Source organism: Burkholderia sp. LMG 13014 (assembly GCF_905232215.1).
In the GTDB taxonomy this organism is placed as follows: Bacteria; Pseudomonadota; Gammaproteobacteria; order Burkholderiales; family Burkholderiaceae; genus Burkholderia.
Map to the genome: position 1 here is coordinate 1 of NZ_CAJNKE010000045.1, position 24469 is coordinate 24469.

At 64.5% G+C, this 24469-nt stretch carries 30 protein-coding genes; 6 read left to right on the forward strand and 24 right to left on the reverse strand.

Going from position 1 to position 24469, the window contains the following annotated elements; genetic code table 11:
• The 12 genes from trbL to JYJ84_RS08615 form a co-directional block, all read right to left on the reverse strand.
• The coding region (gene trbL, locus JYJ84_RS08560) for a P-type conjugative transfer protein TrbL (protein WP_205189164.1) at positions 1-879 on the reverse strand (879 nt) is incomplete at its 3' end.
• On the reverse strand, positions 876-1175 hold the full coding sequence (locus tag JYJ84_RS08565) for a hypothetical protein (protein WP_019726307.1): 300 nt from the start codon (positions 1173-1175) through the stop codon (positions 876-878). The genes trbL and JYJ84_RS08565, both read right to left, overlap by 4 nt.
• 11 nt (positions 1176-1186) lie before the next feature.
• Complete coding sequence (trbJ, locus tag JYJ84_RS08570; protein WP_019726306.1) at positions 1187-1942, reverse strand: P-type conjugative transfer protein TrbJ; 756 nt, start codon at positions 1940-1942, stop codon at positions 1187-1189.
• Positions 1939-4404, reverse strand: coding sequence for a conjugal transfer protein TrbE (gene trbE, locus JYJ84_RS08575; RefSeq protein WP_034112274.1), 2466 nt, complete (start codon positions 4402-4404; stop codon positions 1939-1941). Before trbE ends, trbJ begins: the two co-directional genes overlap by 4 nt.
• Before the next feature lie 12 nt (positions 4405-4416).
• The gene (locus JYJ84_RS08580; RefSeq protein WP_034112276.1) at positions 4417-4689 is read right to left on the reverse strand and encodes a VirB3 family type IV secretion system protein; all 273 of its coding nucleotides are present in this window, start codon (positions 4687-4689) and stop codon (positions 4417-4419) included.
• Positions 4686-5078: a TrbC/VirB2 family protein gene (locus tag JYJ84_RS08585; RefSeq protein ID WP_034112278.1), complete on the reverse strand. Its 393-nt coding sequence runs from the start codon at positions 5076-5078 to the stop codon at positions 4686-4688. The genes JYJ84_RS08580 and JYJ84_RS08585 overlap by 4 nt, the downstream gene beginning before the upstream one ends.
• Positions 5075-6127: a P-type conjugative transfer ATPase TrbB gene (gene trbB / locus JYJ84_RS08590; protein WP_034112280.1), complete on the reverse strand. Its 1053-nt coding sequence runs from the start codon at positions 6125-6127 to the stop codon at positions 5075-5077. Before trbB ends, JYJ84_RS08585 begins: the two co-directional genes overlap by 4 nt.
• A complete protein-coding gene (locus tag JYJ84_RS08595) occupies positions 6124-6588 on the reverse strand; it encodes a CopG family transcriptional regulator (protein ID WP_034112282.1) in 465 nt (154 codons plus the stop codon). Before JYJ84_RS08595 ends, trbB begins: the two co-directional genes overlap by 4 nt.
• Positions 6585-8594 (reverse strand): conjugal transfer protein TraG, encoded by a 2010-nt coding sequence (locus JYJ84_RS08600; protein ID WP_034112285.1) that lies wholly within the window; start codon positions 8592-8594, stop codon positions 6585-6587. The genes JYJ84_RS08595 and JYJ84_RS08600 overlap by 4 nt, the downstream gene beginning before the upstream one ends.
• 217 nt (positions 8595-8811) lie before the next feature.
• The gene (locus JYJ84_RS08605; RefSeq protein WP_034112288.1) at positions 8812-9042 is read right to left on the reverse strand and encodes an EexN family lipoprotein; all 231 of its coding nucleotides are present in this window, start codon (positions 9040-9042) and stop codon (positions 8812-8814) included.
• Positions 9043-9075: 33 nt separating this feature from the next.
• A complete protein-coding gene (locus tag JYJ84_RS08610; protein WP_034112290.1) occupies positions 9076-9981 on the reverse strand; it encodes a LysR family transcriptional regulator in 906 nt (301 codons plus the stop codon).
• A 14-nt stretch (positions 9982-9995) separates the two neighbouring features.
• Complete coding sequence (locus tag JYJ84_RS08615; RefSeq protein ID WP_052229527.1) at positions 9996-10208, reverse strand: hypothetical protein; 213 nt, start codon at positions 10206-10208, stop codon at positions 9996-9998.
• 322 nt (positions 10209-10530) lie between these two features.
• Between JYJ84_RS08615 and JYJ84_RS08620 the strand changes: the two genes are divergently transcribed.
• The 5 genes from JYJ84_RS08620 (at position 10531) to JYJ84_RS08640 (ending at position 14067) form a co-directional block, all read left to right on the forward strand.
• A complete protein-coding gene (locus JYJ84_RS08620; protein ID WP_034112292.1) occupies positions 10531-10917 on the forward strand; it encodes a thioredoxin family protein in 387 nt (128 codons plus the stop codon).
• A complete protein-coding gene (locus JYJ84_RS08625; protein ID WP_034112294.1) occupies positions 10917-11645 on the forward strand; it encodes a cytochrome c biogenesis CcdA family protein in 729 nt (242 codons plus the stop codon). Before JYJ84_RS08620 ends, JYJ84_RS08625 begins: the two co-directional genes overlap by 1 nt.
• Before the next feature lie 58 nt (positions 11646-11703).
• Positions 11704-12456, forward strand: a complete 753-nt coding sequence (locus JYJ84_RS08630) for a YiiX/YebB-like N1pC/P60 family cysteine hydrolase (protein WP_211505971.1) — start codon at positions 11704-11706, stop codon at positions 12454-12456.
• Positions 12453-13025 (forward strand): carboxymuconolactone decarboxylase family protein, encoded by a 573-nt coding sequence (locus JYJ84_RS08635; protein ID WP_034112296.1) that lies wholly within the window; start codon positions 12453-12455, stop codon positions 13023-13025. The genes JYJ84_RS08630 and JYJ84_RS08635 overlap by 4 nt, the downstream gene beginning before the upstream one ends.
• Positions 13026-13095: 70 nt before the next feature.
• Positions 13096-14067 (forward strand): HPP family protein, encoded by a 972-nt coding sequence (locus JYJ84_RS08640; RefSeq protein ID WP_206600606.1) that lies wholly within the window; start codon positions 13096-13098, stop codon positions 14065-14067.
• Positions 14068-14092: 25 nt separating this feature from the next.
• On the opposite strand, the gene merA is transcribed toward JYJ84_RS08640, so the two are convergent.
• From merA to merT, 4 genes are read right to left on the reverse strand one after another with little or no spacing between them, the layout of a single operon-like run.
• Complete coding sequence (gene merA / locus JYJ84_RS08645) at positions 14093-15775, reverse strand: mercury(II) reductase (RefSeq protein ID WP_034112300.1); 1683 nt, start codon at positions 15773-15775, stop codon at positions 14093-14095.
• Between the two features lie 37 nt (positions 15776-15812).
• Positions 15813-16235 carry an organomercurial transporter MerC gene (merC, locus tag JYJ84_RS08650; RefSeq protein ID WP_034112301.1) on the reverse strand — a complete coding sequence of 141 codons (423 nt, stop codon included), beginning with the start codon at positions 16233-16235 and terminating at the stop codon, positions 15813-15815.
• A gap of 15 nt (positions 16236-16250) precedes the next feature.
• Positions 16251-16526 carry a mercury resistance system periplasmic binding protein MerP gene (merP, locus tag JYJ84_RS08655; RefSeq protein WP_034112302.1) on the reverse strand — a complete coding sequence of 92 codons (276 nt, stop codon included), beginning with the start codon at positions 16524-16526 and terminating at the stop codon, positions 16251-16253.
• 13 nt (positions 16527-16539) lie between these two features.
• Positions 16540-16890, reverse strand: a complete 351-nt coding sequence (gene merT, locus JYJ84_RS08660; RefSeq protein WP_034112303.1) for a mercuric ion transporter MerT — start codon at positions 16888-16890, stop codon at positions 16540-16542.
• 71 nt (positions 16891-16961) lie between these two features.
• Here merT and merR point away from each other — a divergent pair, with 71 nt between their 5' ends.
• The gene (gene merR, locus JYJ84_RS08665; RefSeq protein WP_034112304.1) at positions 16962-17369 is read left to right on the forward strand and encodes an Hg(II)-responsive transcriptional regulator; all 408 of its coding nucleotides are present in this window, start codon (positions 16962-16964) and stop codon (positions 17367-17369) included.
• Positions 17370-17560: 191 nt separating this feature from the next.
• Here merR and JYJ84_RS08670 read toward each other — a convergent pair whose 3' ends face one another.
• The 8 genes from JYJ84_RS08670 to JYJ84_RS08705 all read right to left on the reverse strand — a co-directional run bounded on the left by JYJ84_RS08670 (position 17561) and on the right by JYJ84_RS08705 (position 24277).
• On the reverse strand, positions 17561-18016 hold the full coding sequence (locus JYJ84_RS08670; RefSeq protein ID WP_034112305.1) for a DUF302 domain-containing protein: 456 nt from the start codon (positions 18014-18016) through the stop codon (positions 17561-17563).
• Positions 18017-18029: 13 nt separating this feature from the next.
• On the reverse strand, positions 18030-18539 hold the full coding sequence (locus JYJ84_RS08675) for a DoxX family protein (RefSeq protein ID WP_052229528.1): 510 nt from the start codon (positions 18537-18539) through the stop codon (positions 18030-18032).
• A complete protein-coding gene (locus JYJ84_RS08680) occupies positions 18532-19320 on the reverse strand; it encodes a DUF2063 domain-containing protein (RefSeq protein WP_034112307.1) in 789 nt (262 codons plus the stop codon). Before JYJ84_RS08680 ends, JYJ84_RS08675 begins: the two co-directional genes overlap by 8 nt.
• The gene (locus tag JYJ84_RS08685; protein ID WP_052229529.1) at positions 19304-20197 is read right to left on the reverse strand and encodes a DUF692 domain-containing protein; all 894 of its coding nucleotides are present in this window, start codon (positions 20195-20197) and stop codon (positions 19304-19306) included. Before JYJ84_RS08685 ends, JYJ84_RS08680 begins: the two co-directional genes overlap by 17 nt.
• Positions 20198-20266: 69 nt before the next feature.
• Positions 20267-20602, reverse strand: a complete 336-nt coding sequence (locus tag JYJ84_RS08690) for a DUF2282 domain-containing protein (protein ID WP_034112309.1) — start codon at positions 20600-20602, stop codon at positions 20267-20269.
• Between the two features lie 224 nt (positions 20603-20826).
• A complete protein-coding gene (locus tag JYJ84_RS08695; RefSeq protein ID WP_034112311.1) occupies positions 20827-21390 on the reverse strand; it encodes an RNA polymerase sigma factor in 564 nt (187 codons plus the stop codon).
• 310 nt (positions 21391-21700) lie between these two features.
• The gene (locus JYJ84_RS08700) at positions 21701-22168 is read right to left on the reverse strand and encodes a DUF6789 family protein (protein WP_034112313.1); all 468 of its coding nucleotides are present in this window, start codon (positions 22166-22168) and stop codon (positions 21701-21703) included.
• Between the two features lie 114 nt (positions 22169-22282).
• On the reverse strand, positions 22283-24277 hold the full coding sequence (locus JYJ84_RS08705; RefSeq protein WP_034112315.1) for a relaxase/mobilization nuclease and DUF3363 domain-containing protein: 1995 nt from the start codon (positions 24275-24277) through the stop codon (positions 22283-22285).
• Positions 24278-24469 lie beyond the last annotated feature (192 nt).

The window sequence follows — 24469 nt, forward strand, 5'->3', positions numbered from 1 at the left end:
GGCAGCGTCAGATGTGTATAACAGCCAGGCCGCGCCCAGCGCGGCACCGGCCATCGCGCCCGCGCCGAGCTGCGGGCCACCCGACACCAGCCCGGCCGCAATGCCTGGCCCGAAGATGCCCAGCGCCAGCAGGGTCAGCGAGGCCAGCATGACAACGACCGAATGGTCGATGGATGGCTCGGCCGGCTGCACCTGGAACTCGGCGAACAGGCCCGAGCCAATGCCCACGATGACGGCCAGCACCAGCACCTTGATGCCCGAGGACACCACGTTGCCCAGCACCTTTTCTGCCAGGAACGCGGTCTTGTTCCACAGCGCGAACGGCACCAGCACGAAGCCCGCGAGCGTGGTCAGCTTGAACTCGATCAGCGTGATGAAAAGCTGGATCGCCAGCACGAAGAAGCACAGCAGGACGATCAGCCAGGCGAGGAACATCACGACGATGGGCGTGATGTTCACGAACACCTCAGGAAATCCCGCCATGTCGCCGATCTGCTTGAGGATCGGCGCCCCGGCGTCGATGCCGACCTTGGCCAGCCTGCCCGGTTGCAGGAAGTTCTCCATGCTCAGGGTCGAGCCGCTGGCGGTCAGGCCCAGGCCCGCGAACGAACGGAACACGATGCCGGCCAGCCAGTTGAAGTTGCCGATGATGTAGGCGAAGGCGCCGACGTACAGCACCTTGCGGATCAGCTTGGCGATCACGTCCTCGCCCTGGCCGGTGGCATGTCCCATCGCCCAGAAGAGCCCGGCGATGGTCATGTCGATGACGATCAGCGTGGCAGTGAGAAAGGCCACCTCGCCATGCAGCAGGCCAAAGCCCGAGTCGATGTAGCGCGAGAACGTATCGAGAAAACGGTCGATGATGGTCACGTCGTTCATGGCGAGTCCTCCTGCCCTGGCCCGTTGCCATCGGCGGGCTCATCGAAGCTGGGCGGAATCGGCGGCAGGTCGGCGGGCGTCTGGTACTCGCCGGGGCCGGCCTTGCCGGAGAGAAAGCGGCGCAGGTCGGCTTGCGCCACCTGCGCGCAGAACGCGCCGCCGTGCTCGCCCGCACGGCATTGCGCGCGCAGCGTGTGCAGCCGGGACGGGTCAGCGGCCAGTGCATCCACCGCGGGCGGCCGGTCGCAGCCGGCCAACAGGGACGTGAGAGCGAACAGGACGGGCGCGTTCTTCATGGCCGTCCCCGTCAGCGGTTGTAGAAATGGACGGGCTGCGGCGTGTACGGCGTGCCTTCGCCCAGGAAGCGGCGCGTCACCTCGCGCCCGCGCTCCGTGGCCGCGGCCTGCCTCGCCAGCTCCAGCGAGGCGGCCCGGTCTTGCGTGATCTGGAGCCGCTGCGTCTGGATCGACTGCTTGGCCTGCAGGGCGAGCAACTGGTTCATGGCCTGCATCGCCTGCAACGCGCCCTCCGCCGACTGGCTCTTGCCCACGAGGTCGGCCAGCACGCTTTCGTCGTCGCTCAGGTTCTGCGACGCTTGGGCCTGCATCTGCATGGTGGTCTGCAGGCCGTTGAGCGTGTTCTTCCAGCGCTCCTGCGCATCGAGGTACATCTGATTGCCGCTCACCGTGGCGGCGTACTTCTCGGGGTACAGGCGCGAAAACTCGCGGTCGATGTTCGTCACGTCGTAGGCCAGGCCTTTGGCCTGCGCGATGAGGCGCTGGGTGGTCGCCAGGTTCGCGCGCAACTGGCCCACCACGCTGGACGGCAGGCTGGCCAAGTTGCGCGCCTGGTTGATGAGCATCTGCGCTTCGTTCTGGAGCTGGCGGATCTGGTTGTTGATCTGCTCCAGCGTGCGAACGGCGGTGAGCGTGTTCTGCACCAGATTGGTCGGGTCGAGCACGATGTCGCCGACGCCGAACAGCGCGTGCGCGGGCTGCGCGATGCCGAAGGCGAGCACGCAGGCGGCGGTCAACGCGGCGAGCTTGGGAGCATGGGTTTTCATGGGTGGTTCTCCTGCGGATGGGTGGGAACAAAGGCGGCGCCCGGCGGCGTGCCGGGGAAGTCACGCAGCAGCTCGGCCGCCCAATCGAGGCTGCGGTGGCGCAGCCATGCGGCTGCGAACGTGGAAGAAGCGGTGGAAGCCACGGTGAGCACCGCGTCGATGTCGCGCTGGTCTTGCGGCGTGGAAGCGCCCGCGAAGGCCAGCACCGCCGGCCCCAGGTCAAGGTCGAACAGGCGATTGCCGAGACGGGATTGGTAGTAGTAGTCGCGCTTGGGCTGCGCGGTGGCGACGATCTCGATCTGCCGGCTGTTGAGGCCGAAGCCTTCGTAGATCGTGCGAATCTGCGGTTCTGTCGCCTGCGGATTGGCCAGGAAGATGCGGCTGGCGCAGCTCTCAATGATGGCCGGCGCGATGCTCGAATCCTTGATGTCCGCGAGCGACTGCGTGGAGAAGATGACGCTGACGTTCTTCTTGCGCAGCGTCTTGAGCCACTGGCGAATGCGCGCGGCAAACGCGGGCTCGTCGAGGAACAGCCACGCCTCATCGAGGATCAGCAGCGTCGGCGCCCCGTCGAAGCGCTCATCGAAGCGGGCGAACAGATAGCGCAGCACCGCCTGCACCGCAGCCTTGCTGTGCATTAGCTCTTCCATCTCGAAGCCTTGCACGTCGGCCATGCCCAGTCGGTCGCGGTCGGCGTCCAGCAGCTTGCCGTGGGCACCGCCCAGCACATAGGGCGCGAGCGCCTGGCGCAGCGCGTTCGATTGCAGCAGCACCGACAGGCCGGTCATGGTGCGCTGTTCCACCGGCGCACCGGCAAGGCTGCCAAGTGCCGACCAGACCGCCGCCTTTTCTTCGGGGCCGACGGCGACACCTTCGTGCAGCAAGCGGCCCTCGATCCATTCGGCGGCCCAGGTTCGGTAGCCATCGCGGTCGATGCGCGCCAAGGGCTGGAAAGCGATCTCGCCATCCAGCCCGAGGTCGTAGTGCTCGCCGCCGAGGCCCAGGATCGTGGCGCGCATCGAGCGCCCCATGTCGAACGCGAAGATGCGCGAGCCGCGATAGCGGCGGAACTGCATCGCCAGGGTGGCGAGCAAGACCGACTTGCCCATGCCGGTCGGGCCGGCCACCAGCGTGTGGCCCACGTCGCCGATGTGCGTCACCAGCCGGAACGGTGTCGCGCCTTCGGTGCGCGTGACGATCAACGGCGGGCCGTCGAGGTGTTCGTTCTTCTCCGGCCCGGCCCACACGGCGGACACCGGCATCAGGTGCGCCAAATTCAGCGTCGAGACGATGGGCTGGCGCACGTTCGCGTAGGCATGCCCCGGAATCGAGGACAGCCACGCATCCACGGCGTTGAGCGTTTCGGGGATGGTGACGAAGCCGCGCCCCTGGATGACGCGCTCCACCATGCGCAGCTTTTCATCTGCCACGGCGGGATCGGCATCGAGCACCGTTACCGTGGCGGTGAGGTAGCCGAAGGCCACTTGATCGCTGCCCAGCTCCTGCAAGGCGGCGTTCGCGTCGGCGGCCTTGTTGCTGGCATCCGTGTCCACCAGCGGGCTTTCCTGCTGGAAGATCGTTTCGCGCAGCAGCGCGATGACGTTCTTGCGCTTGGCGAACCACTGGCGGCGCAGGCGGGCGAGTTCTTTTTCCGCCTCGGATTTGTCGAGGCAGAGAAAGCGCGTGCTCCAGCGGTACGCAAACCCCAGGCGGTTGAGGTCGTCCAGAATCCCCGGCCAGGTCGAGGTCGGGAAGCCCCGCACTGTCGCAATACGCAGGTGCTGGTCGCCCAGCATCGGCGCGAGGCCGCCGACCAGCGGGGCATCGGCCAGCAGCGCATCGAGGTGAAACGGCACTTCAGGTACGCCCACACGGTAGCGCCGCGTCGAGATAGCCGCGTGCAGGTAGGTCAGCGTCTGGCTGTCGTCCAGCCAGGCAATCTCCGGCATCACGCCATCAAGCAGGTCAAAGACGCGATCTGTTTCCGCGATGAAGGCGGTCAGTCGCTCGCGCCAGTCCACGCCTTCGGTGGGACGGTTCTCGTACAACATGCCCGCCGCGCGGGCGCGGGATTCCTCGGGCGGCAGGTACACCAGCGTCAGGTGGTAGCCGCTCTCGAAATGGTTGCCCGATTCCTCGAACGCTGCCCGGCGTTCCTCGTCCACTAGCCAAGACAACGGTTCGGGAAAGTCGGAATGTGGGTAGTCGGCCGCAGCGCGGCGCTCGGCCTCGATGAACAGCGCCCAGCCCGAGCCCATCCGGCGCAGCGCGTTGTTCAAGCGGGCCGACGTGGCGATCAGCTCGCCTTGCGTGGCGCTGTCGAGGTCAGGCCCGCGAAACCGCGCCGTGCGCTGGAAACTGCCGTCCTTGTTCAAGACGACGCCCGGCGCGATCAGCCCGGCCCAGGGCAGCCAGTCGGCCAGCAGCGCGGGCCGCTGGCGGTATTCGGCAAGGTTCAGCATGGCGGCGTCCCCTCACACGTCCAGCAGCGGGCGGTGCTTGATGTGCCGGGCAAACACGGCCATGAACTGCGGATCGACACGCGCACCCCAGACCGCCAGCGCGTGGCCGACGATCCAGAGCACCACGCCCGGAATCCACAGTTGCAGGCCCAGCCCGACGGCGGCGGCCAGCGTGCCGTTGGCAATCGCCACGGTGCGCGGTGCACCGCCCATCAAGATCGGCTCGGTCAGCGAGCGATGCAGCGGCACCTCGAACCCGGCCGCGAAGGTGTCAGACCCGCTCATACGACAGCTCCGCCGGAGAAGCTGAAGAAGGACAGGAAGAAGCTCGAAGCCGCGAAGGCGATGCTCAAGCCGAACACGATCTGGATCAGCTTGCGAAAACCGCCCGACGTGTCGCCAAAGGCGAGCGCCAGGCCCGTCGCGATGATGATGATGACCGCGACGATGCGCGCCACCGGCCCTTGAATCGACTCCAAAATCGACTGCAACGGGCCTTCCCAGGGCATCGAGGAGCCGGCGGCCTGCGCGGTGCCGGCCAGAAACAGCAGCAGCGCGGACAGCAGCAGCCCTTGCGCCGCAGGGCGACCCAGGCTGTGCAGCCGCGACCGTGTGGGCAGGCGCAAAGCCGGATTTGCAGAAAAACGGAAAGCAGGAACGATCATCTGCGTCATGGCAGTTCTCCAGGTTGGTCAGGGGACGGGGAAATCGCCGCAGCGGGTGCGGCATCGGGAAGTGGCAGCAGCTCGGGGAACGGCGTCTCCAGTGCGTCCGCCAGTTGGTAGCCCACGCCGTCGAAGCCGACGACGCGGGCGATGCTCTCGATGCGGCGCTTGCGCCCACGCCCAGCGATGTGGATCACCACGTTGACCGCCTCGGCGATCAGCGCACGCGGCGGGTTCACCGCCACTTCGAGAATCAGTTGCTCCAGGCGCAGCAGCGCGCCCAGTGCGGAGCCGGCGTGGATCGTGGCGATGCCGCCGGGGTGGCCCGTGCCCCATACCTTGATGAGATCCAGCGCCTCGGCGCCGCGCACCTCGCCAACGACCACGCGATCCGGGCGCAGGCGCATGGATGAGCGCACCAGCTCGGTCATGGACACCACGCCAGCGCGGGTGCGCAGCGGTACGTGGTCGCGGGCCGCGCATTGCAGTTCCACCGTGTCTTCGAGCACCAGCACGCGGTCGCCCGTGGCGGCTATCTCGGCGAGCAGAGCATTGGCAAGGGTCGTCTTGCCGCTGCTGGTGGCCCCGGCGATCAGGATGTTCTTGCGCTCGCGCACAGCGCGAACCAGAAAGCCCGCCTGTGCGGCCGTCATCATTCCCTCCACGACGTACCGCTCCAGCGGAATGACGCCGATGGCGCGCTTGCGCAGCGCGAAGGCCGGCCCCGGTGCAGCGGGCGGCAAGATGCCCTCGAAGCGTTCGCCGGTTTCGGGCAACTCGGCCGATAGCAGCGGCTGGCCGCGATGCACTTCCGCACCGACATGGGCCGCGACGAGGCGGATGATTCGCTCGCCATCGGCTTCGGGCATCTCCACGCCCATCGGGGCGCGACCCGAGGACAGGCGATCCACCCAGAGGGTGCGATCCGGGTTGAGCATGATTTCCACCACGTCCGGGTCTTCGAGCGCGGCGGCGATCAGCGGCCCCATTGCCGTGCGCAGCATCTGGATACGTCGGTCAAGCGCCGCAGTGGTCATGGATTGGGGAGTGGTGCTCATGACGCACGCTCCTGGGCCTGGGCGGCTGCCGCCGTGCCCCCCATTCGCATCGGGTCGGGATGCAGTTCCTCCACCACGTCACGCACGAGGCTGCGCCCGCGCAGCAGGTGGCGGCCGAGCTGTTCGACGAACTGCTCGAAGCGCGCCTTGCCCTGGGCGCGGGCCGCGTCTTGGTGGGCCTCGGGAACCGGCGTGCTGACCGTGAGGTAGTAGCGGATGAACAGCGCCAGCGTCTCGATGGCGATGTTCTGGTCACGCTCCATGCGCTCGGCTTGGCGCGACAGCCGATCCAGCCGCTTGGCGATGGCCGCTTCGCGCTGGTCGGCCGCGTCCGGCGACAGCCAAGACGCTAAGGCGGCAGCGACGATGCTGGACTTGGACACGCCTTTCTTGGCGGCCAGTTCATCGAGCCGCTGGGCGTGCTCGGGCTGGATAAAGAGGTTCAGGCGGTAGTGGCTCATAGCTCGATTCCGTCGTTGGGGTCGAGGGATGCCAGCCGGGCCGTGCGCTGCATGGCCGGATCAAGCTGGCGCGGAAGGGGAAGCGGCAGGTCGTCGTCGTCATCGAGCAGGCCGAGGTCGGCCGCGGGCGCGGCGCTCTCGGGGTCGTAGGCGACGGCCTCAGTTAGCTCTGGCTGGCGGCGCGGGCAGCCGTCGTCGGCCGTGCCCAGGTGTTCCAGGCCATCGGCGGATGACGTAGCCGGTGCGGCAGGCGTCGGCGGAATCGCCAGTCCGCTCCAGTCGTCGGGGCGTACCGGAGGAACATCGGCATAGCGCCCGGCAGCGAGCACAGGCGGTGACAGCACGCGCCGCTTGAAATTGCTGTCTGCGTAGTAGCGCAGCTTCTTGGCCTTGATCGGCGCGACGCTGGAGACCATCACCACGGCCTCGTCGGGCGGAAGCTGCATGACTTCGCCCGGCGTCAGCAGCGGGCGGGCCGTCTCCTGCCGCGACACCATCAGGTGGCCCAGCCACGGCGCGAGCCGATGACCAGCGTAGTTGCGCTGCGCGCGTAGCTCGGTAGCGGTGCCAAGCGTTTCGGAAATGCGCTTGGCGGTGCGTTCGTCGTTGGTGGCGAACGTCACGCGCACATGGCAGTTGTCCAGAATCGAATGGTTCTGCCCATACGCCTTGTCGATCTGGTTGAGCGACTGCGCGATGAGAAAACTGCGGATGCCGTAGCCCGCCATGAAGGCCAGTGCCGTCTCGAAGAAGTCGAGCCGGCCCAAGGCCGGGAATTCGTCGAGCATCAGCAGCAACTTGTGGCGGCGCTCGATGCCATCGCTGCCGTCGAGTGATTCGGTGAGCCGCCGGCCGATCTGGTTGAGGATCAGGCGGATGAGCGGTTTGGTGCGCGAAATGTCCGAAGGCGGCACCACGAGGTACAGCGATACGGGGTGCTCGACGGAAATGAGATCGGCGATGCGCCAGTCGCAGCGCGAGGTGACTTCGGCCACCGTCGGGTCGCGGTACAGGCCGAGGAACGACATGGCCGTGGACAAGACGCCCGAGCGCTCGTTGTCCGACTTGTTGAGCACTTCGCGCGCCGCAGAGGCAACCACCGGATGCGGGCCATCGCCCAGATGGGGCGTGGTCATCATCCGGTGCAAGGTCAGCTCGAATGGGCTGGCCGGATCGGAGAGGAAGTTGGCGACGCCGCGCAGCGTCTTGTCCTCGCCCGCGTAGAGCACATGCAAGATGGCCCCGACCAGCAGCGCGTGCGAAGTCTTCTCCCAATGGTTGCGCCGCTCCAGCGCGCCTTCGGGATCGACCAGAATGTCCGCGATGTTCTGCACGTCGCGCACTTCATGCGCGCCGCGTCGCACCTCCAGCAGCGGGTTGTAGGCCGCCGACTTCGCATCCGTGGGGTTGAACAACAGGCAATGCGAGAAGCGCGAGCGCCAGCCGGCGGTGATCTGCCAGTTCTCGCCCTTGATGTCGTGGATGACGGCGGACGCGGGCCAGGAAAGCAGTGTCGGCACCACCAGGCCAACGCCTTTGCCGCTGCGCGTGGGCGCAAAGGTCAAGACGTGTTCTGGGCCTTCATGGCGCAGGTACTGCCGGTTATGCTGGCCGAGGAACACGCCGGCTGGCTGCGTTAGACCCGCCTTGCGAATGTCCTCCGCGTTCGCCCAGCGGGCCGAGCCGTAGGTGGTGACGAGGCGTGATTGGCGCGAGCGCCAGATCGACATGCCGATGGCAACCAGCACGGCGACAAGGCCGCTGCCGCCGGCAATCGCGCCGCCAATGTCGAAGACACGCGGTGCGTAGGCGTCGAAGAAGAACCACCACTCGAACAGCCGCCACGGGTGATAGACCGGCGTGCCCAGGAAGTCGAACCAGGGCGAGCCAAGGCGTACTTGATAGCCAAGGGCTGCTGCCGTCCATTGTGTGGCTGCCCACACGCCGGCGATCACGATGCCGAATACGACGGCAATCTGACCGAACAGCACGTTCGTCCCTTGCATGACCTTGTCTCCAATCACGGCACACGGAGGTGCCGCAGCACTGAGGATCAAGGCGCGTGCGCAGGTCGGTCAAAGGCCGTTCTGGCGGCAATTCAGGCTGAAAAGGCCAGATTTCTTGCAAGGGCGAAGACAATAAAAACGCCGCGAACGCGAGCGCGTTGCGGCGTGATGAGGTAACGGCGCGAATTCTGTCGCGGCGTAGCGACTGCGAGGGGCGCTACTTGGATTTCTGCTCGGGTCGATCACCGAAGAAGCGCCGATTGGCGGCTTCGGCCGCGCGCACGCAGAGTTCGTCGCCGACCTTCGCGCGATCCTCCTTGCATTGGCGCTGGAGTTCCTTGATGCGCTCAGGATGGGCCACAAGGTAGTCCACAGTTTCCGAAGGTTGGGATTGACCGCATGCCGCCAATGCGGCGGCGATCATCAGCAGCGGTAGCAATTTGTTCATGGCTCCAGTCCTTTCATCGCAGTTCTGGAAATCTTAGGCAGTGCCAATGTCATCTGTTGAATCGAGGCAAGCAACTCGTTCAATGAAGCGAGTCAACATCTCGCATGGCTCCATGTCGCGGCGAAGTAGATAGGTTGTCAACATCGGTGGTTGTCCCGCTAACGGCCGACCTATGACGCCAGGCTCGCGGCTGCCTGTGATGTGCGCCGTGCCGGCCAACCCCAATGCAATTCCAGCAGAAACGAGTGTCATCATCAGATCGAAGCTGGCGACGTGCTGGACGATCAACGGCTCTTGTTCATGTTTGCGCAGGATACGTTCGACCTGCCGTGCATGGCCCTCGCATACGGCTGGATCGCCCAGAACCAGCGGATGGCGCAATACTTCCTCCAACGGAACGCGCTTATAGGCCAGCACCGGATGGCGTGCCGGCACCGCCAGCATCAATTCATCTTCCCAGGCGGGAGCAACCAAGATGCCATCACCCACGTCATCTGCCATCGAAAATCCAGCATCGTATAGGTCATCGTGAAGACCCTTGATCTGCTGGGCTAGTGGCACTTCAAACAGCCGTATCTCTACTTCGGGATCTTCTTCACGGCATCGTGCCAGCAAGGCCGGCAAGCGCGAAGGCGTCACACCATCGGACAAGGCGATGCGCAACTGACCGTGAAAGCCGTTGGCAGCGGATTTGACGCTATCGCGCGCTTGCTCCAATGCAGCGAAGATGCGCGGCACGTGCTCCAAGAGTAGTCGGCCAGCGCGGGTCAATTGCGTGCTGCGGGTGGTGCGAACGAAAAGGCGTGCGCTAAGTTCTTCCTCTAGTTCCTTGATGGTACGGGATAGCGGCGACTGGTCAATGTGCAGTCGTTCGGCGGCACGAGCGAAGTGGAGTTCCTCCGCAACCGCAAGAAAGCATCGTAGATGACGTAGCTCCATGTTCGTGGATCGAGCTACAGCAGCGACTTGCGCTCGTTGCGAACCCGAATGGCTTCCATTAGTCCCGCGAGCCAGCAGGCGGGACACCCGCGCATAAGATAGATGGCCAAACCAAATAGCCCTGCCGCAGGCCAAAAGTTAGGGGTTAAAACGATGGCGCCCGCAATGGATGTCACGGCCAATGCGCCACGAACCAATTGCGCTTTAACAGAAGTGCTGCAATACATGATGCGCTCCTATCACCTGGGAACGGTGCGACGGGAAGAACTGAGAGATGCTGAGGACGCCCCCCTTGGGCGGCCGCACTACTCCCTCCTGCCAATAAGAGGGGCGCAACCGCCAAAACGGTTCGCCGCATGTGCAAAAAAGCTGGCCCTGCCAAAAGCGGGGACAGATTCCGCAGTGCGGCCTCGCAGATTTTTTTCGCTCGGATGCGAACCATCTTGACGACTCCCCGCCTCTTAGGAAGAGGCCGTCACTCTTGGCGACCGTGTTCGCCCGCGCGAGTCATCGCCTTGGGCGGTTCTCCCCTTATTCAGGATTACGCCCATGAAACTACGTATGACCGCCGCCTTTCTCGCTCTTGCCACGTTCGCCAGCATCGCCAGCGCCGGGGAGATCAAACCGTTCAGCCAAGCCGAGTTCGACCGTCTGACGCAGGCTGGCCAGCCCGTGGTAGTGGACGTCAGCGCGACGTGGTGCCCGACCTGCAAGGCGCAGAAGCCGATCTTGGAAACCCTAATGAAGCAGCCCGCCTACAAGGACGTGACCTTGCTGACCGTGGACTTCGACAGCGAAAAGAGCACCGTCCGGGCCTTCAAGGTCAGCATGCAAAGTACGCTGGTAGGCTTCAAAGGCACCCAGGAAGTGGCCCGCTCCGTGGGCGACACCACCGAGGCCGGCATCGAGGGCCTGATTCAGAAGACCACGCGCTGATGACGCTCGGCCTCGGTTCCTACGGCCTCGGACTGCTCGCGGGGGTGCTTTCCACGCTGTCGCCTTGCGTCCTGCCCATCGTACCGATCCTGATTGGCTCGGCGGTCAACGCCCATCGGCACGCGCCGTTGGCCCTGGCGGGCGGCCTCGCTCTGTCCTATGCCATTGTCGGCACGGCGCTGGCCTGGGCAGGCGCCTCGCTCGGCATCGACACAACGATCTTCCGGGGCGTGGGCGCGGCCGTCCTGGGACTGTTAGGCGTGGTGCTCATGTCCAGCGCCCTCCAGCAGCTGTTTGCGTCGCTGACGGCCGGCATCGGCAATGCCGGGAACGACCTGCTTGCGCGTGTCCAACTGGACGGGCTGACGGGGCAGTTCGTGGTGGGCCTAGTGCTGGGGCTGGTCTGGAGTCCCTGCGTGGGGCCGACGCTTGGCGCGGCCATCGTTCTGGCCAGCCAGGGTACGAACCTGGCGCAAGCAGGCTCAATGATGGCGGTGTTCGGTATCGGCGCGGCATTGCCCCTGGTTGCACTGGCCTATGTGTCGCGCAGCGCGATCGGCCGCACGCGATCCAAGCTCCTGCACGCCGGCAAGGCCGGGAAAGTCCTGTTGGGCGCGATCATGCTTGCCCTGGCCGCCCTGATCCTGACAGGCGCCGACAAGCCGATGGAAGCATGGCTTGTGGAACATTCACCGGCCTGGCTCACACAACTGACGACGAGGTTCTGAGCCATGCCGCGCCCGAATTTCACCTTCGTTTCGACAGGGTGACGCCGTGGGAAACATCTTGGACAGCATCGCGCGCCGCTGTGGAGAAGGACTGAGCCGCTACCTCAGTCGGCCCCACCATGTGCATAGCGTGGCCCCGCCGACCGATCCAGACCTTCTCATGGCGTGCCTGCAGCCCGGCGACGTGCTGCTGGTCGAAGGTCAGAGCCGGGTCAGCGTGGCCATCAAGTACCTGACCCAATCCACCTGGTCGCACGCGGCACTGTTTGTCGGCACGGCCGGCAGGCCGACCGATGCCGAAGGGCGGCCCCGTTGCTTTCTTGAAGCCGATCTACGCGAAGGCGTGCGTCTGGTCAGCGTGGCCGAGTTCGCCGATCTGCATACCCGAGTGTGCCGGCCCGTGGGCCTGACCGCTGCCGAGATTGACACCCTGGTCGGCACGGCGGTGGCTCGGCTGGGCCATCAGTACGACTTGAAGAACGTGATCGACCTGGCCCGATATCTGTTGCCCACGCCGCCGGTGCCGGTGCGTTGGCGCCGTCGCATGCTCGGCCTGGGCAGCGGCGACCCCACCCGCGCCATCTGCTCGACGCTGATCGCCCAAGCTTTCCAGTCGATTCGCTATCCGATCCTGCCGCTGATCGAGACCGTGCCGTCGCAGGACCCGATGTGCCCCGGCTGTGTGGCCGAGATTCTTCATGTGCGGCACCACAGCCTGTTCGCCCCGCGCGACTTCGACGTCTCGCCCAACTTCGCCATCATCAAACCCAATCTGGAAGCCGGAATATTTCCACTTAGGAGCACTCCATGAACGCCAAGCTGACACTGCCTCTTCTTACCGAAGACACCGCCCCTGAAAGGAGCCGCGAGTTCCTGAGTAACACGCGCAGGAAGCAGGGATTTGTTCCCAACATGTATGGAGAAATGGCCCACGCCCCTGGCGCGCTCTCGACCTACCTCCATGGGTATGACTGGTTCCGCAAGGAATCCGGCTTCACGCCGGCCGAGCAGGAAGTCGTGCTGCTGGTCATCAGTCGGGAAAACGGCTGCCACTACTGCGTGGCCGCTCACAGCATGATCGCCGAGAAGGTATCGAAGGTGCCGCCGCAGGCGCTCCAGGCAATCCGTGAGGGCACGCCGATGGATGACCCGAAGCTGCACGCCCTTACCGCCTTCGTCAAGGACATGGTGCAGACGCGGGGCAATCCGTCGCAGGCGAGTTTGCAGACCTTCACCGACGCGGGCTACAGCGAGCAGCAGGCTCTACAGGTGGTGCTCGCCATCGCCGTCAAGACGATCTCGAACTACACCAATCACCTGTTCGACACACCCGTGGACGCGGCCTTTGCGTCCTACGCTCTGCCGATAGGGACGAAATAAGTACGGCGCCCCACCTTGGAGTCAACCATCACTTGCCCGAGGTGGGCCTTCAAGAAAATGGATGTCGTGGATGGAAGGCATGAGATTGTTTGGTATACGGCGATCGTCGCTGCCGTGGGGATTCTTTGGGGAGTTGCTGACGGCGCTCTACATGGGTGTCATCGCGTGGATCGCGGCGGCCACGCATGTTCACTACATTCTTTTTCCCGAACTAGGCGCCCTGGCCCATGACATCATCAAGCGACCGCACGGCACCTGGGCCAAAGCGCCGGGGATGCTGGTTCTCACACCGCTTCTTACCGGGCTGGTAGGCACGATCTTCGCCCGAAGCATGGGCAGCGGGATCGTGCCGATCCTGCTGGCGACCGCAGCCGCGATGCTCATCATCCGCATATTGAAGTCATCGATTGCCCCGGCCATTTCGGCGGGCGTGCTGCCAATCTCACTCAACATCACAAGCTGGTACTACCCGGCATCGTTGCTGGTCGGCCTGATATTGCTCGCCGCGATCTCCCTTGTCTGGCCTCGCTTCGTCCCGCTACCGCCGGTGCGAACCGCCTCCGATGTGGCCGATGACGTTACCGAGGAAACTCCAAGCACCTACTCGTGGCTCCCGTTCTTTCTGGTGTTTCTGGTAGGCACGGCGATTCTGGCCGAAGCCACGGGTTGGCGGTTGATCCTGTTCCCGCCGCTTATCGTGATCGGCTTTGAAATGTTTGCCCATGCGGACGTTTGCCCTTGGGTCAAGAAGCCGCTGCTGCTGCCGGTCGCGTGTACCCTGAGCGCATTGATCGGGGTTGCACTGGTCACGACGTTCGGGGGCGCCCCGCTGGCGGTGATCTCCAGCGCGGCATGCGGCATCCTAATCTTGCGATTATTCGATCTGCACGTGCCGCCGGCGCTCGCCGTGGGCCTGCTGCCGTTTATCATCCCAGCCGTCGATTACCGATTCGCGGCCTCCGTGGGCATTGGCACCTTAACTCTGACCATGCTGTTCCTCGTATGGGGCAGGCTGAGAAGGATGCGCCTTTCACCGTCCTGAGGGGGCGCAACCTTCTTAGCTTTTGCTATCCAGCGCAGCACGATAGCTGCTTCACGTCCTTGCTGAAGGTCTGCGCGGCGAGCTTCAGGCCCTCGACCATCGTCAGATACGGGAACAACTGGTCGGCCAGTTCCTGCACCGTCATGCGCGCGCGGATCGCCAGCGCCGCTGCCTGGATCAACTCGCCCGCTTCTGGGGCCACCGCCTGCACGCCGATCAAACGGTGGCTGCCTTCCTCGATCACCAGCTTGATGAAGCCGCGCGTATCGAAGTTGGCGAGCGCGCGCGGCACGTTGTCGAGGGTGAGCGTGCGGCTGTCGGTCTCGATGCCGGCGTGGTGCGCCTCCTGCTCGCTCAAGCCCACGGTAGAGACCTGTGGGTCGGTGAACACCACCGCTGGCATGGCGGTCAGGTCCAGCGACGCGTCGCCGCCGGTCATGTTGATCGCGGCGCGGGTACCAGCCGCCGCCGCGACGTAGACGAACTGCGGCTGGTCGGTGCAGTCGCCGCCGGCGTAGATGTCCGGGGCGCTGGTGCGCATGCTGAGGTCGATCTCGATGGCCCCTTGCTTGTTCACCGCCACCCGGGCGGCTTCGAGGTTGAGGCTGCGCGTATTAGGTGTGCGGCCCGTCGCCACCAGCAGCCGGTCGGCACACAGTTCGCCATGGTTGGTGGTCAACACAAACTCGCCGTCCACGTGCGCGACCTGGCTGGCTTGCGTATGTTCCAGCACCTCGATGCCCTCCAAGCGAAACGCCACCGTCACGGCTTCGCCGATGGCCGGGTCTTCGCGAAAGAACAGCGTGCTGCGCGCCAGGATCGTGACCTTGGCCCCAAGCCGGGCGAAGGCTTGCGCCAGCTCAACAGCCACTACCGATGAGCCGATCACGGCTAGGCGTGCGGGAATCGTGTCGCTCACCAGCGCCTCGGTTGAAGTCCAGTAGGGCGTGTCCTTGAGGCCTGGGATCGGCGGCACCGCCGCGCTCGCGCCGGTGGCGATCAGGCAGCGGTCGAACGAAACCACGCGCTCGCCGCCCTCGTTCAGCCGCACGGTGAGGTTGCGGCCGTCCTTGAAACGGGCTTCGCCCGCTAGCCGCATGATGGCTGGGTTGCCGTCCAGGATGCTTTCGTACTTGGCATGGCGCAACTCATCGACGCGCGCCTGCTGCTGGGCCAGCAGCCGTTCGCGCAGGATCAGCGGCGGGTTCGCCTGGATGCCGCCATCGAACGGGCTTTCGCGGCGCAGGTGGGCGATGTGGGCGGCGCGGATCATGATCTTCGAGGGCACGCAGCCGACATTGACGCAGGTGCCGCCGATGGTGCCGCGCTCGATTAGCGTCACCCGTGCGCCGCGTTCGACGGCCTTCAGCGCCGCCGCCATCGCGGCCCCACCGCTGCCGATGACGACAATATGCAGGCCGCCGTCGTGGCTGGCCTTGTCGCCGCCGTCGACCCAATCGCGCATGCGGTCGAGCAGTCCGCCTTTGGGAAGCGCGTTCGACGCATCGGCCAGCGCCGCGCGGTAGCCGAGTCCGGCGACAGCCGCGATCAGGGCATCGGGTGAAGTGCCGGCCGCGATGGCGAGCTGGGCGCTGCCCTTGGTGTAGGACACTTCGGCCGATTGCACGCCAGGCACGTTTTCCAGTGCTTCCTTGACGTGGACCGCGCAGGAGTCGCAGGTCATGCCGGTGATCTTCAACTGTGTCATGAAGTCATTCCTTTCAATTCGTTGTGGCGCAAGCCAGTCAGCCGTGTTTCGCGGGCAGTTCGCAGCCGTCAGGACCGCAGCGGCGGTTGGCCTGAGATACCAAATCCCAGACCGAAACGACGGCCATCAAGGCGATCCCCGTATAGACCAGGGGCCGCATCCAAGCGGTGCCAAGCAGCCAGACCGCGCCCACGATAACGATGGCGGGACCGACCATACCCAGCAGACTCCGGTGCCATTGCCGGTGGCGTAGCCAACCGAGCGCGTTGGCCGCAAGCGCCAATGCAGCAAACAATGGCAACAGCCTGGAAATGAACAAGCCTTCGTATTGCTGGAGAAAACCCAGCCCGATGGCCGCGCCTAGGCTGGCGAGTGCGGGAAAGCACATTGCGCAGCCCATCGCGGAGACGAGGGTGCCCAATGCCCCGGCTTTGTCGGCGATACGCGCAATCGGTTTCATGGCATCGCTCCCGGTTTAGCGCTTGACGCTGGACGGATAGCCCGCGTCTTCGGTGGCTTTGGTCAGCTTCTGGACGCTGGCCTTGGCATCATCAAAGGTGACGACCGCTTCGCGCTTCTCGAAGGTCACATCGACTTGGCTGACGCCCTCGACCTTGGAGAGCGCCTTCTTGACGGTGATCGGGCAAGCGGCGCAGGTCATGCCGGGCACGGCCAGCGTGACGGTCTGGGTAGCGGCCCACACTGGAACGGTGACGGCAACGAGCGCAAGGGAGGCAAGCAGTTTTTTCATGGTGAACTCCCGATCAATAGAAGAAAGGCAACACGTAGGGAAATCCGAGCGCGACCAGAACGAGCGCTGCCACGATCCAGAAAATCAGCTTGTAGGTGGTGCGAACCTGCGGGATCGCACACACCTCGCCCGGCTTGCAGGCAGTTGCCGGCCGGTAGATGTGTCGCCAGGCGAAGAACAACGCCACCAGCGCCGCGCCGATGAAGATCGGGCGATACGGTTCCAGTGCGGTCAAGTTGCCGATCCAGGCACCGCTGAAGCCCAGAGCGACCAGAACCAGTGGCCCCAGGCAGCAGGTCGAAGCGAGGATGGCGGCCAGCCCGCCGGCGGCGAGGGCGCCGCGCCCGTCTTGCGATTCCGACATCAGGTTCTCCTTTCGAGGATTTGCTCGTTGGAGTAACGTTACTTCCGTAGTCAACTACGGAGTCAAGCGGAATGGAAAACACCTTGGAAAGCCTGACCATCGGCGCCTTCGCCAAGGCAGCCGGGGTCAACGTGGAGACGATCCGCTTCTATCAGCACAAAGGGCTGCTGCCGACGCCGAACCGGCCCTACGGCAGCATTCGACGCTACTGCAGCGCCGACGTGGCGCGGGTGAAGTTCGTGAAGGCGGCGCAGCGGCTGGGATTCAGCCTCGATGAAATCGGGGAGTTGCTGAAGCTGGAGGACGGCACCCATTGCAGTGAAGCAGCCGACCTTGCCGCACTGCGGCTGGCCGATGTTCGCACCCGCCTGAACGACCTTATGCGGATGGAACAGGCGCTGTCAAAATTGGTGAACGAATGCTGTGCGCATGAGGGCCATGTGTCCTGCCCGTTGATTGACGCGCTGCATGGCGGTTGAACTGGCATATGGACGGCTGCTGACACTACGGCGTGATCGCAGCGTTCGTCAGTACCGCCCTCGATTGCCGATTCGCAGGCTCTGTGGACATTGGCGCCTTGTCTCTGAACATGCTGCCCCCAGTATGGCGCAGGCGGAGCAAAACAGGCGCTTCACTGCCCTGACGGTGAGGCCAAGACGGACGAGCGCGCTCACTTCCGAATCGCCTCCTGCGTCATGCCGCCCAGCGCCTTGGAGATGTTTTCCACGACGGGGCCGCAGTTGTCGGCGCCATGGCGCGATGCGAGATACTTCGGATCGTTGTAGCCAAGCCACACTTGCCCAGTCGCGTCCTGCCAGGCCAAGGCCTTGAGCGGAAGGTCGATACCGGCAGTCTGCGCGCATTCCATCAAGGGGGTGCCGCCCTGGGGATTGCCGAACACCAGAAGCTCGGTCGACCGCAAGTCCTTGCCGACCTTCTTCGCGCCCTGCGCGTGATCGAGGCGCAGGAAGATATAGATGCCCCGAGACTTGGCGGCCGTCTCGAAACGGTCAATCGTTTCCTTGACACTGTACGGGCTTTGTACCGCAATCAGCCCATCGGCAGCTCCGGCCCCCGAAGCAAAGAAACCTGCCATCACGAGGGATATGGCGCGCAATGCAAGCATGCTGACCTCCTTGTCAGGCCGAAGCCTCGCAATGCTCCAAGAAGCCGCGAATCCCATGGTCGAGTGAAAGCCGGCCCGGCCCGATAGCGATCAGGGCAATCGCCATCGTCGCCCAGGGCAAATGAAAGTTCGCCCACCCGTCCGGCACGATGAGCTGGATCACCGCCGTCATGCCGAGCAAGCCCAGGGCACTCATGCGCGTGCCAAGTCCGAGAATCAGCAGGATCGGAAAGATGATCTCGGCCGATCCACTGGCGAAGGCGAGTACGTCCGGCGCAGGCAGGTCATAGACCTTCCCCAGGATGTGCAGCTTGAATTCATCTTCAAACAGAAAACTCGCCGCTGGCGACAGCGACAGGAGACCGTCCCATTTGGTGAGGCCCGACTTGAAGAAGGGCAAGGCCAGCGCCACCCGAAGGAACAGCGGCGCGGCCATGCCGGCGATCTTTGCCAGCCAGTGCAATGCACAGTTCGCCGCGCCAAGTATTCCGGGCCAACCTTTCGGCACTTGGAAGTTACTCATGATCGTTCTCCCCGGCTTCCAACGCGAAGCCGACAAAGGCGCCCATCTGGATCAATTCCCGCAAGTTCTCCGACAGGTCAAAATCGCCGTCGGTGGCGAGGGCCGTTTCCATGGCCTGCGATAGCGTCAGGCCCTGGCCGAGCGCGGCTACGAAGTCATGGCTCGCGGGAAGTATCTTGCGCACGTCCACCTCGGCGTCGGGGCGTAGCACCATCGTGTCCTGCGCTTCGGAGAGGTCAACGGGTGCTGGCGTGCCATCCGAGGTGTTCATCCTCCAGATGGTGAAGGCTGGGAATGGCGAACGCACCAGGCGCACGGAAGGGTGGAGCCGAAACCGCAGCATGGAAGCTTGGTCAGGCGGTACTCCTGCAAGCACGCTGGGCGCCAAGGGTTCTGCCTCGTGCGCGTGGTACGCCTCGGTCGCGGCGCGCTCGATGCGGGCCACGTCGGCGAGATAGGGTAAGGGTTCCGCGGGTGGAAAGGACGCGATGAAGTCCGGGAACTCGGCGCCGTAGTGCAGCAGCACCGGCGAGCTGGGCGGCGTGGCGGCCGCGAAGACGCGGGCCATCGCCGCGAAGAATTCGTCGCCCACCAGCTTGACGACGCAGGGAAAGCCCGCGCGCAGCGCGTCCGTCAGGCCAACGAACACATTGTTCCGATAGACGGCAAAGCGCCGTGCGCTCGGCTCGCCGTCGGGGCCGACCAGCCCCTCGGGCACCGCGCGTTCCGGGTCGAGCAGCGCCGAGGCGAATTCCTCCAGGCGTTCAGCCAAGCGTGCCATGGCGTCGCTCCTGTACGTTGGACATGCCCATCAGCACATCGGCCATCACGGCCTCTGTTTGCAGCTCGGGCCATGCGGGAATGTTGGAATCCCACTCGATCAGCGTAGGGACTGGCCCGATGCATTGGATGACCTGCCTAAAGAGGTTCCACACCCGCTCATCCACTCTTTGGTCGTGTGAGTCGATCAGCAAAGGGCGTCCCTTCTCGTCCGTCTGAAGGGAGTGGCCGGCCAAGTGGATTTGCTGCACATGGTCGAGGGGGAAATCGTTGATGTAGGCGCGCGCGTCCCATTGCTGATTCGTGCTCGCCACGTGGACGTTGTTCACGTCCAGCAGCAGACCGCACCCGGTTCTCCGGGTGATCTCCCTGATGAAATCCGTCTCGCGCCATGTGCTCTCCTTGAACCAGATGTAGGTCGCGGGGTTCTCCAGCAGCATTTGCCGGGCCATAGCTGTTTGCACCTGGTCGATGTGCTCGCAGATGCGGTTCAGCGTGTCGTCGGTGTACGGCACCGGCAACAGATCATCGAGGTAGCTGGTGCCATGTGAAGACCATGCCAGGTGTTCGGAAAGCAGGCCGGGTTCGTACCGCTCGTTCAGCGCCTTGAGACGCAGCAAATGCGCTTGGTCGAGTGGCCTGTCGGCACCGATGGACAGGCCCACGCCGTGCAACGACAGGGGATAGTGTTCTCGGATGGCCGTCAGGTAGCGATGGGGCGGGCCGCCAGCGCCCATGTAGTTTTCCGCATGAACTTCAAAGAAGCCCATATCCGGCCGCGTTTCGATGATGGTTCGGTAGTGGTCGGCCTTAAGGCCTACGCCGGCTCGCGCAGGGATTCCCCGCCCGGCGGCGTGCGCAGTTTGGTGAATGCCCATGTTGATCCTCGTTGTCACAAGCTGGCGGGCGGGGCGACAGGCCACCGCCCACCAAGGTGAATGCTCGCGTCAGGACTTGGCGCTGAGACTGCCGTGCCCGTTGGGCGTCGAGATCGTGGTGCAGGTGCCCTTGGCGACCAGCTTCCAGGCGTTCCCCTGGTAGTCGGCGGTGCTGGTACCCGCGCAACTTGTGCCGGCGCCGGCGAAGCAGTCGTTCTGCCCCTTCAGGGCAACGCCATAGCACTTGTCGAACTTGCCGGTCTTCATCATCTCCATGCTCTTGGCTTGGTTCTCCTGCATCTTCTTCTGCATGTCGGCCTGGCTCATGCCCTGCGAAAAGGCGGGGGCGGCGAAGGCTGCGACAAACGCCGTGGCGACGGCGGCGGACAACATACGGTTTGACATTGTGATCTCCTGATAGGAAAGAAGCAGCCGAGTGAGCTGCGGGTAATCGGCCAGCAATCGCCAGCCTCATTTCCTAAGAGGCGACCGCCGTGCAAAACGGTTCGGTAGAAAGCAAAAAAACCTCAATCACTGGCCTGGGCCTAGCAATTGAGGGTTATCCATGACAATGCGCAAGAAATTGCCGCCTCGCTTGGCGAGGCGGCCCGGACGAGGACTCAGCTTGGCTATTTCGTCGGTGTGCGGTGTCCGTGCCCCGAGGATGGTTCTGAACTGAGCATGTATTCGCGCACTAGCTCGCGGGCACGATGGAGCCGACTCTTGATCGCGCCGGGCTGCTCACCCAACTGAGCAGCGATCTCGGCAATGGTCAATTCCTCGAAGTCGCGCAGAAGTACCACTTCGAGGTAATGGGCAGGCAACGACTCCAGGGCATTGGCAAGATCGATTCTCAATTCATCGTCGGGACGATGAAGCAGCAGCTCCTCGGCTACTTCATCAGGCAGTGGCTCGTGCTTGAACATCATCCGCGCGAGCTTGCGGCATTCGTGCTTGATGACCGTGAACAGCCACGATGAAAAGGCCGCAGCCGCTTTTAGCCCGCTGACCTTGCGAGAAATGATGAGTAGTGATTCTTGAACCGCATCATCAACGTCGCTCGCATGGCAGTGCTTGTACGCATAGCGGCGTGCATCGGCTTGGCACACTGCCAGCAGACGGGAAAGGGCGGCCGCGTCTCCAGTCTGTGCCGCCATGATTAAATTGTTGCGGTCGCCAACAGGGGTGCCCATGCTGATCTCCTGTGCTGACTCGATGATTGGTTAATTCAGCGAGCCTTTATTTGTATTTCGCTCCGATTCTCGGGTCTTCGGCTACGATTCCTAATTTTCTGATAAACACCTGTCGCAAGCAAAGCGGGAGCTGCTACAACGCAAACCGGGCAGACAAAGCCTGCTAAAACGCTGGTGGCTGTCACATAGCTACCCAGTCCAAGGCCCAACCCGACGTAGAGCGTACTGTTATCCGGCGGAATCTCGCGTTCCGCCGTAGCCTCTGTGTCCTTCATCATTTTCGTATCCTCAATATGGCAATTTCTGCTCATTAAGAAGTTGCAGTCCGAACAGCGCACGAATTGGCATTGAGCCGACCATAGGTGTAGCCCAGCACTGCGCCCCAAATGAGGTGCATCATCAGGGTCATCATCGGCGCCATCATCCCCAGGTTCATCCCGAACAGGCCTGCGTCGGCCATTGGCATCGGACCGATCATCATCATGAGCCAAGCTAGCAAGGAAAACGACATTCCCTTGAGCAGCGCACTGCGCCCTGGCAGCCTGCCATACAGCAGTTGGAACAGGATGCCCCACACGACGGTGCCAATCATGAAGTGCGCCACCCATCCGACCATGGGCGAAGCCGGCATACCCATTTTTGCGTGCGCCATCTCCGTGAGCATGGCGATTGGATTCAATTCGGGCATCAAGCCCATGGCGCCCTTCATCAGCATCAGCAGCGACAGCGCTACAGTGGCGACAAATCCAGCCACCATCGAACGAACGTAACAAGACATGGTTACAAGCTCCTCAAGGTTGGGGATCGTTGATCCCGGATTGGATGGAGGCACCGACTGCTCCCATTTTTCCTATAAGAGGCGCCGAACTGGAAAAACGATTCGGTTGATCCGCTAAATTGTTGGGCCGAGTTGCCGTCCCCACCTCCAGGACACCTGCCCGCCGCGCACCGTTGCGGCGATTTGCTGCCCCAAGCGCTGCTCGATCACCGGCCGCCACGGCACGAGGCTAAATCCCATGCCGTCATCCAGCATCGCGTAGCGCCCGCTGGCAAGCATGACGCTGCGCCGGTAGATGCCGGCCACGCGCTGCCCGTCGGCCACGGGTCGATGCTCCAGGCCGGTGTCGGCGGCAATGTCCTTGGCGGACTGCGCCAGTTCCCGGTTGCGCAGCGTGCCCAGCAGGTTGCGCGCCAGGATCACGCGCTGCCCGCGCCGCTCGGCCAGCCCCTGTTCGGCCAGGAAGTCGGCGCGCTGCTGCATCGCCTGCTTGGCCTCACCGCCAAAGCCCAGGTCGCCCAGGCCGGAGCCGCCGCCGATCAACTGCTGGTCGAGCCAGGTGGCCCCGATCACGCGGGCCTGCCGCTCGATGGGCAGGTGCGATTTCAGCTCCACGGCTACGCCGCCCAGGCGTTGCGCGTCGTAGCGGCGGCCCTGCTCGGGCAGGTCGCCCGGCACCTTCCATAGCCCCTCGGCCACCCGCTCCACGATGCCCGCCCGGCGCAGGGCTTCCAGCCTGCGGACGTGGGCCGCCACGACCTCCTGCGGGTCGCGGCCGGGCACGGCCTGGCCCTGCGCGATGGCGAGGTGATGGTCGGTGCGGTACAGGCCATCGCTCGCCAGCGCGGCGATGTTCTTGTCGGCCGCGCGCACGTCGGCCGATCCCTTGACCTCCACCACGGCGCCGGTCGGGTAATTCGCCAGCTCGTCGTGGGCGTTGAGCGCGACGTAGTGCGCCTTGCCGTCCACGCCGTCGATGACCAGATAGCCCCGATCACGCAGTTCGTCGGCCAGTCCTTTCGCGGCCACGCGCCCGAGGATGCTGCGGCCACTTCCATCCGCGTCCTGCCCTGGCTCGAACACCGCCAGCTCGCGCGGCTCGCCGCGCATGGCCCGCTGCATGGTGCGGATGATGTCGCCGCGCTCGCCCAGGGCGCGCAGGGTCTTTTCCGCATCGGCATGCACGGCCCAGGTGCCGGGCTGCGTCTCGTCGGCCAGGCCCAGGCGCTGCAAGCGTTGCAGGCGGCCGATCAGCAGCAGGCGCTGGCGTTGCAGGCGGGGTTCGTTGAGCCGTTCGACATGCACCAGGCCATCGTCGCCGGCCTCGCGCTTCAAGGTGCGATCCAGGCTCGTCCACCGCTCTTGCTCTACCTCGTGCTGCAAGGTCTGCTGGATCTCCAGCTCGGTGCGCGGCCCCAGCCATTCGGTCGCCAGTTCGGCGGCGCGATGGCGGAAGCCATCGGCAATGTAGTCGCCCGCGATGATGAGGTCTTTGCCCGTGTCGTCGCGCCCGCGCACGACGATGTGCGTGTGCGGGTTGTCGGTGTTCCAGTGGTTGACCGCCACCCAATCGAGGTCCGTGCCCAGGTCGGCCTCCATGCGGCCCATGAGATGCCGCGTGTAGGTACGCAGGTCTTCCAGCTCCGCGCCATCCTCGGGCGAGAGGATGAAGCGGAAATGGTGCCGGTCGTCGGCGCAGCGTTCCTTGAAGGCGTCGAGGTCGGCCACGTCGGTCTGCGGCCCGTAGGCTTGGCCCGGCTCGCCGTCGCGGCCCACGCCGTCGCGCTCGATGTAGTGCAGGTGCTTGGCGAGCGACTGCGGGCTGGCCCGCTGGTGATTCACCAACAGCGTCTTGATGGTCACGCGCCGAGACATGGGCGTCAGCTTCGCCCCGGCGAAGCGCGCCGCTGTGTAGCCGCGCCCCAGTCGCGAGCCGGGCCGCTGGCCCGTGCCACCCGTCGCGCCAGGACGGCGCATCGTGGACTTGCCGCTGCTGGCCTTGCCTGCCTGCTTGAGCACCTTGGAAACGAAGCTCTGGCCTTGGCCCTTGCCCCGGTTCTTCGGGGCGCTGGGGCGCACGCGGAAATCGTCATCGCGGCGGTCAGTCATGGTCGTTCTCCCTGCAAGCTCTGGCGTGTCTGATCGTGCGAAGCACGCGGACATGCCCGTATTGGCGCGGGCCTCGCGCCACAAGCGGCACGGCGGCAAAGCCGCGCCGTGCTGCGCCAACCCCACGTGCAGACTGGCTTTCGACGCGGCCCGGTGCCGCGTCCTTTTGTCTTGCCTTCCGCCTTTGCCCCT

Bases quoted from the DNA above. Each gene is read 5' to 3' on its own strand.
- JYJ84_RS08565 (WP_019726307.1), bottom strand. From the start codon at position 1,175: ATGAAGAACGCGCCCGTCCTGTTCGCTCTCACGTCCCTGTTGGCCGGC.
- trbJ (WP_019726306.1), bottom strand. From the start codon at position 1,942: ATGAAAACCCATGCTCCCAAGCTCGCCGCGTTGACCGCCGCCTGCGTG.
- trbE (WP_034112274.1), bottom strand. From the start codon at position 4,404: ATGCTGAACCTTGCCGAATACCGCCAGCGGCCCGCGCTGCTGGCCGAC.
- JYJ84_RS08580 (WP_034112276.1), bottom strand. From the start codon at position 4,689: ATGAGCGGGTCTGACACCTTCGCGGCCGGGTTCGAGGTGCCGCTGCAT.
- JYJ84_RS08585 (WP_034112278.1), bottom strand. From the start codon at position 5,078: ATGACGCAGATGATCGTTCCTGCTTTCCGTTTTTCTGCAAATCCGGCT.
- trbB (WP_034112280.1), bottom strand. From the start codon at position 6,127: ATGAGCACCACTCCCCAATCCATGACCACTGCGGCGCTTGACCGACGT.
- JYJ84_RS08595 (WP_034112282.1), bottom strand. From the start codon at position 6,588: ATGAGCCACTACCGCCTGAACCTCTTTATCCAGCCCGAGCACGCCCAG.
- JYJ84_RS08600 (WP_034112285.1), bottom strand. From the start codon at position 8,594: ATGCAAGGGACGAACGTGCTGTTCGGTCAGATTGCCGTCGTATTCGGC.
- JYJ84_RS08605 (WP_034112288.1), bottom strand. From the start codon at position 9,042: ATGAACAAATTGCTACCGCTGCTGATGATCGCCGCCGCATTGGCGGCA.
- JYJ84_RS08610 (WP_034112290.1), bottom strand. From the start codon at position 9,981: ATGGAGCTACGTCATCTACGATGCTTTCTTGCGGTTGCGGAGGAACTC.
- JYJ84_RS08615 (WP_052229527.1), bottom strand. From the start codon at position 10,208: ATGTATTGCAGCACTTCTGTTAAAGCGCAATTGGTTCGTGGCGCATTG.
- JYJ84_RS08620 (WP_034112292.1), top strand. From the start codon at position 10,531: ATGAAACTACGTATGACCGCCGCCTTTCTCGCTCTTGCCACGTTCGCC.
- JYJ84_RS08625 (WP_034112294.1), top strand. From the start codon at position 10,917: ATGACGCTCGGCCTCGGTTCCTACGGCCTCGGACTGCTCGCGGGGGTG.
- JYJ84_RS08635 (WP_034112296.1), top strand. From the start codon at position 12,453: ATGAACGCCAAGCTGACACTGCCTCTTCTTACCGAAGACACCGCCCCT.
- JYJ84_RS08640 (WP_206600606.1), top strand. From the start codon at position 13,096: ATGGAAGGCATGAGATTGTTTGGTATACGGCGATCGTCGCTGCCGTGG.
- merA (WP_034112300.1), bottom strand. From the start codon at position 15,775: ATGACACAGTTGAAGATCACCGGCATGACCTGCGACTCCTGCGCGGTC.
- merC (WP_034112301.1), bottom strand. From the start codon at position 16,235: ATGAAACCGATTGCGCGTATCGCCGACAAAGCCGGGGCATTGGGCACC.
- merP (WP_034112302.1), bottom strand. From the start codon at position 16,526: ATGAAAAAACTGCTTGCCTCCCTTGCGCTCGTTGCCGTCACCGTTCCA.
- merT (WP_034112303.1), bottom strand. From the start codon at position 16,890: ATGTCGGAATCGCAAGACGGGCGCGGCGCCCTCGCCGCCGGCGGGCTG.
- merR (WP_034112304.1), top strand. From the start codon at position 16,962: ATGGAAAACACCTTGGAAAGCCTGACCATCGGCGCCTTCGCCAAGGCA.
- JYJ84_RS08670 (WP_034112305.1), bottom strand. From the start codon at position 18,016: ATGCTTGCATTGCGCGCCATATCCCTCGTGATGGCAGGTTTCTTTGCT.
- JYJ84_RS08675 (WP_052229528.1), bottom strand. From the start codon at position 18,539: ATGAGTAACTTCCAAGTGCCGAAAGGTTGGCCCGGAATACTTGGCGCG.
- JYJ84_RS08680 (WP_034112307.1), bottom strand. From the start codon at position 19,320: ATGGCACGCTTGGCTGAACGCCTGGAGGAATTCGCCTCGGCGCTGCTC.
- JYJ84_RS08685 (WP_052229529.1), bottom strand. From the start codon at position 20,197: ATGGGCATTCACCAAACTGCGCACGCCGCCGGGCGGGGAATCCCTGCG.
- JYJ84_RS08690 (WP_034112309.1), bottom strand. From the start codon at position 20,602: ATGTCAAACCGTATGTTGTCCGCCGCCGTCGCCACGGCGTTTGTCGCA.
- JYJ84_RS08695 (WP_034112311.1), bottom strand. From the start codon at position 21,390: ATGGGCACCCCTGTTGGCGACCGCAACAATTTAATCATGGCGGCACAG.
- JYJ84_RS08700 (WP_034112313.1), bottom strand. From the start codon at position 22,168: ATGTCTTGTTACGTTCGTTCGATGGTGGCTGGATTTGTCGCCACTGTA.
- JYJ84_RS08705 (WP_034112315.1), bottom strand. From the start codon at position 24,277: ATGACTGACCGCCGCGATGACGATTTCCGCGTGCGCCCCAGCGCCCCG.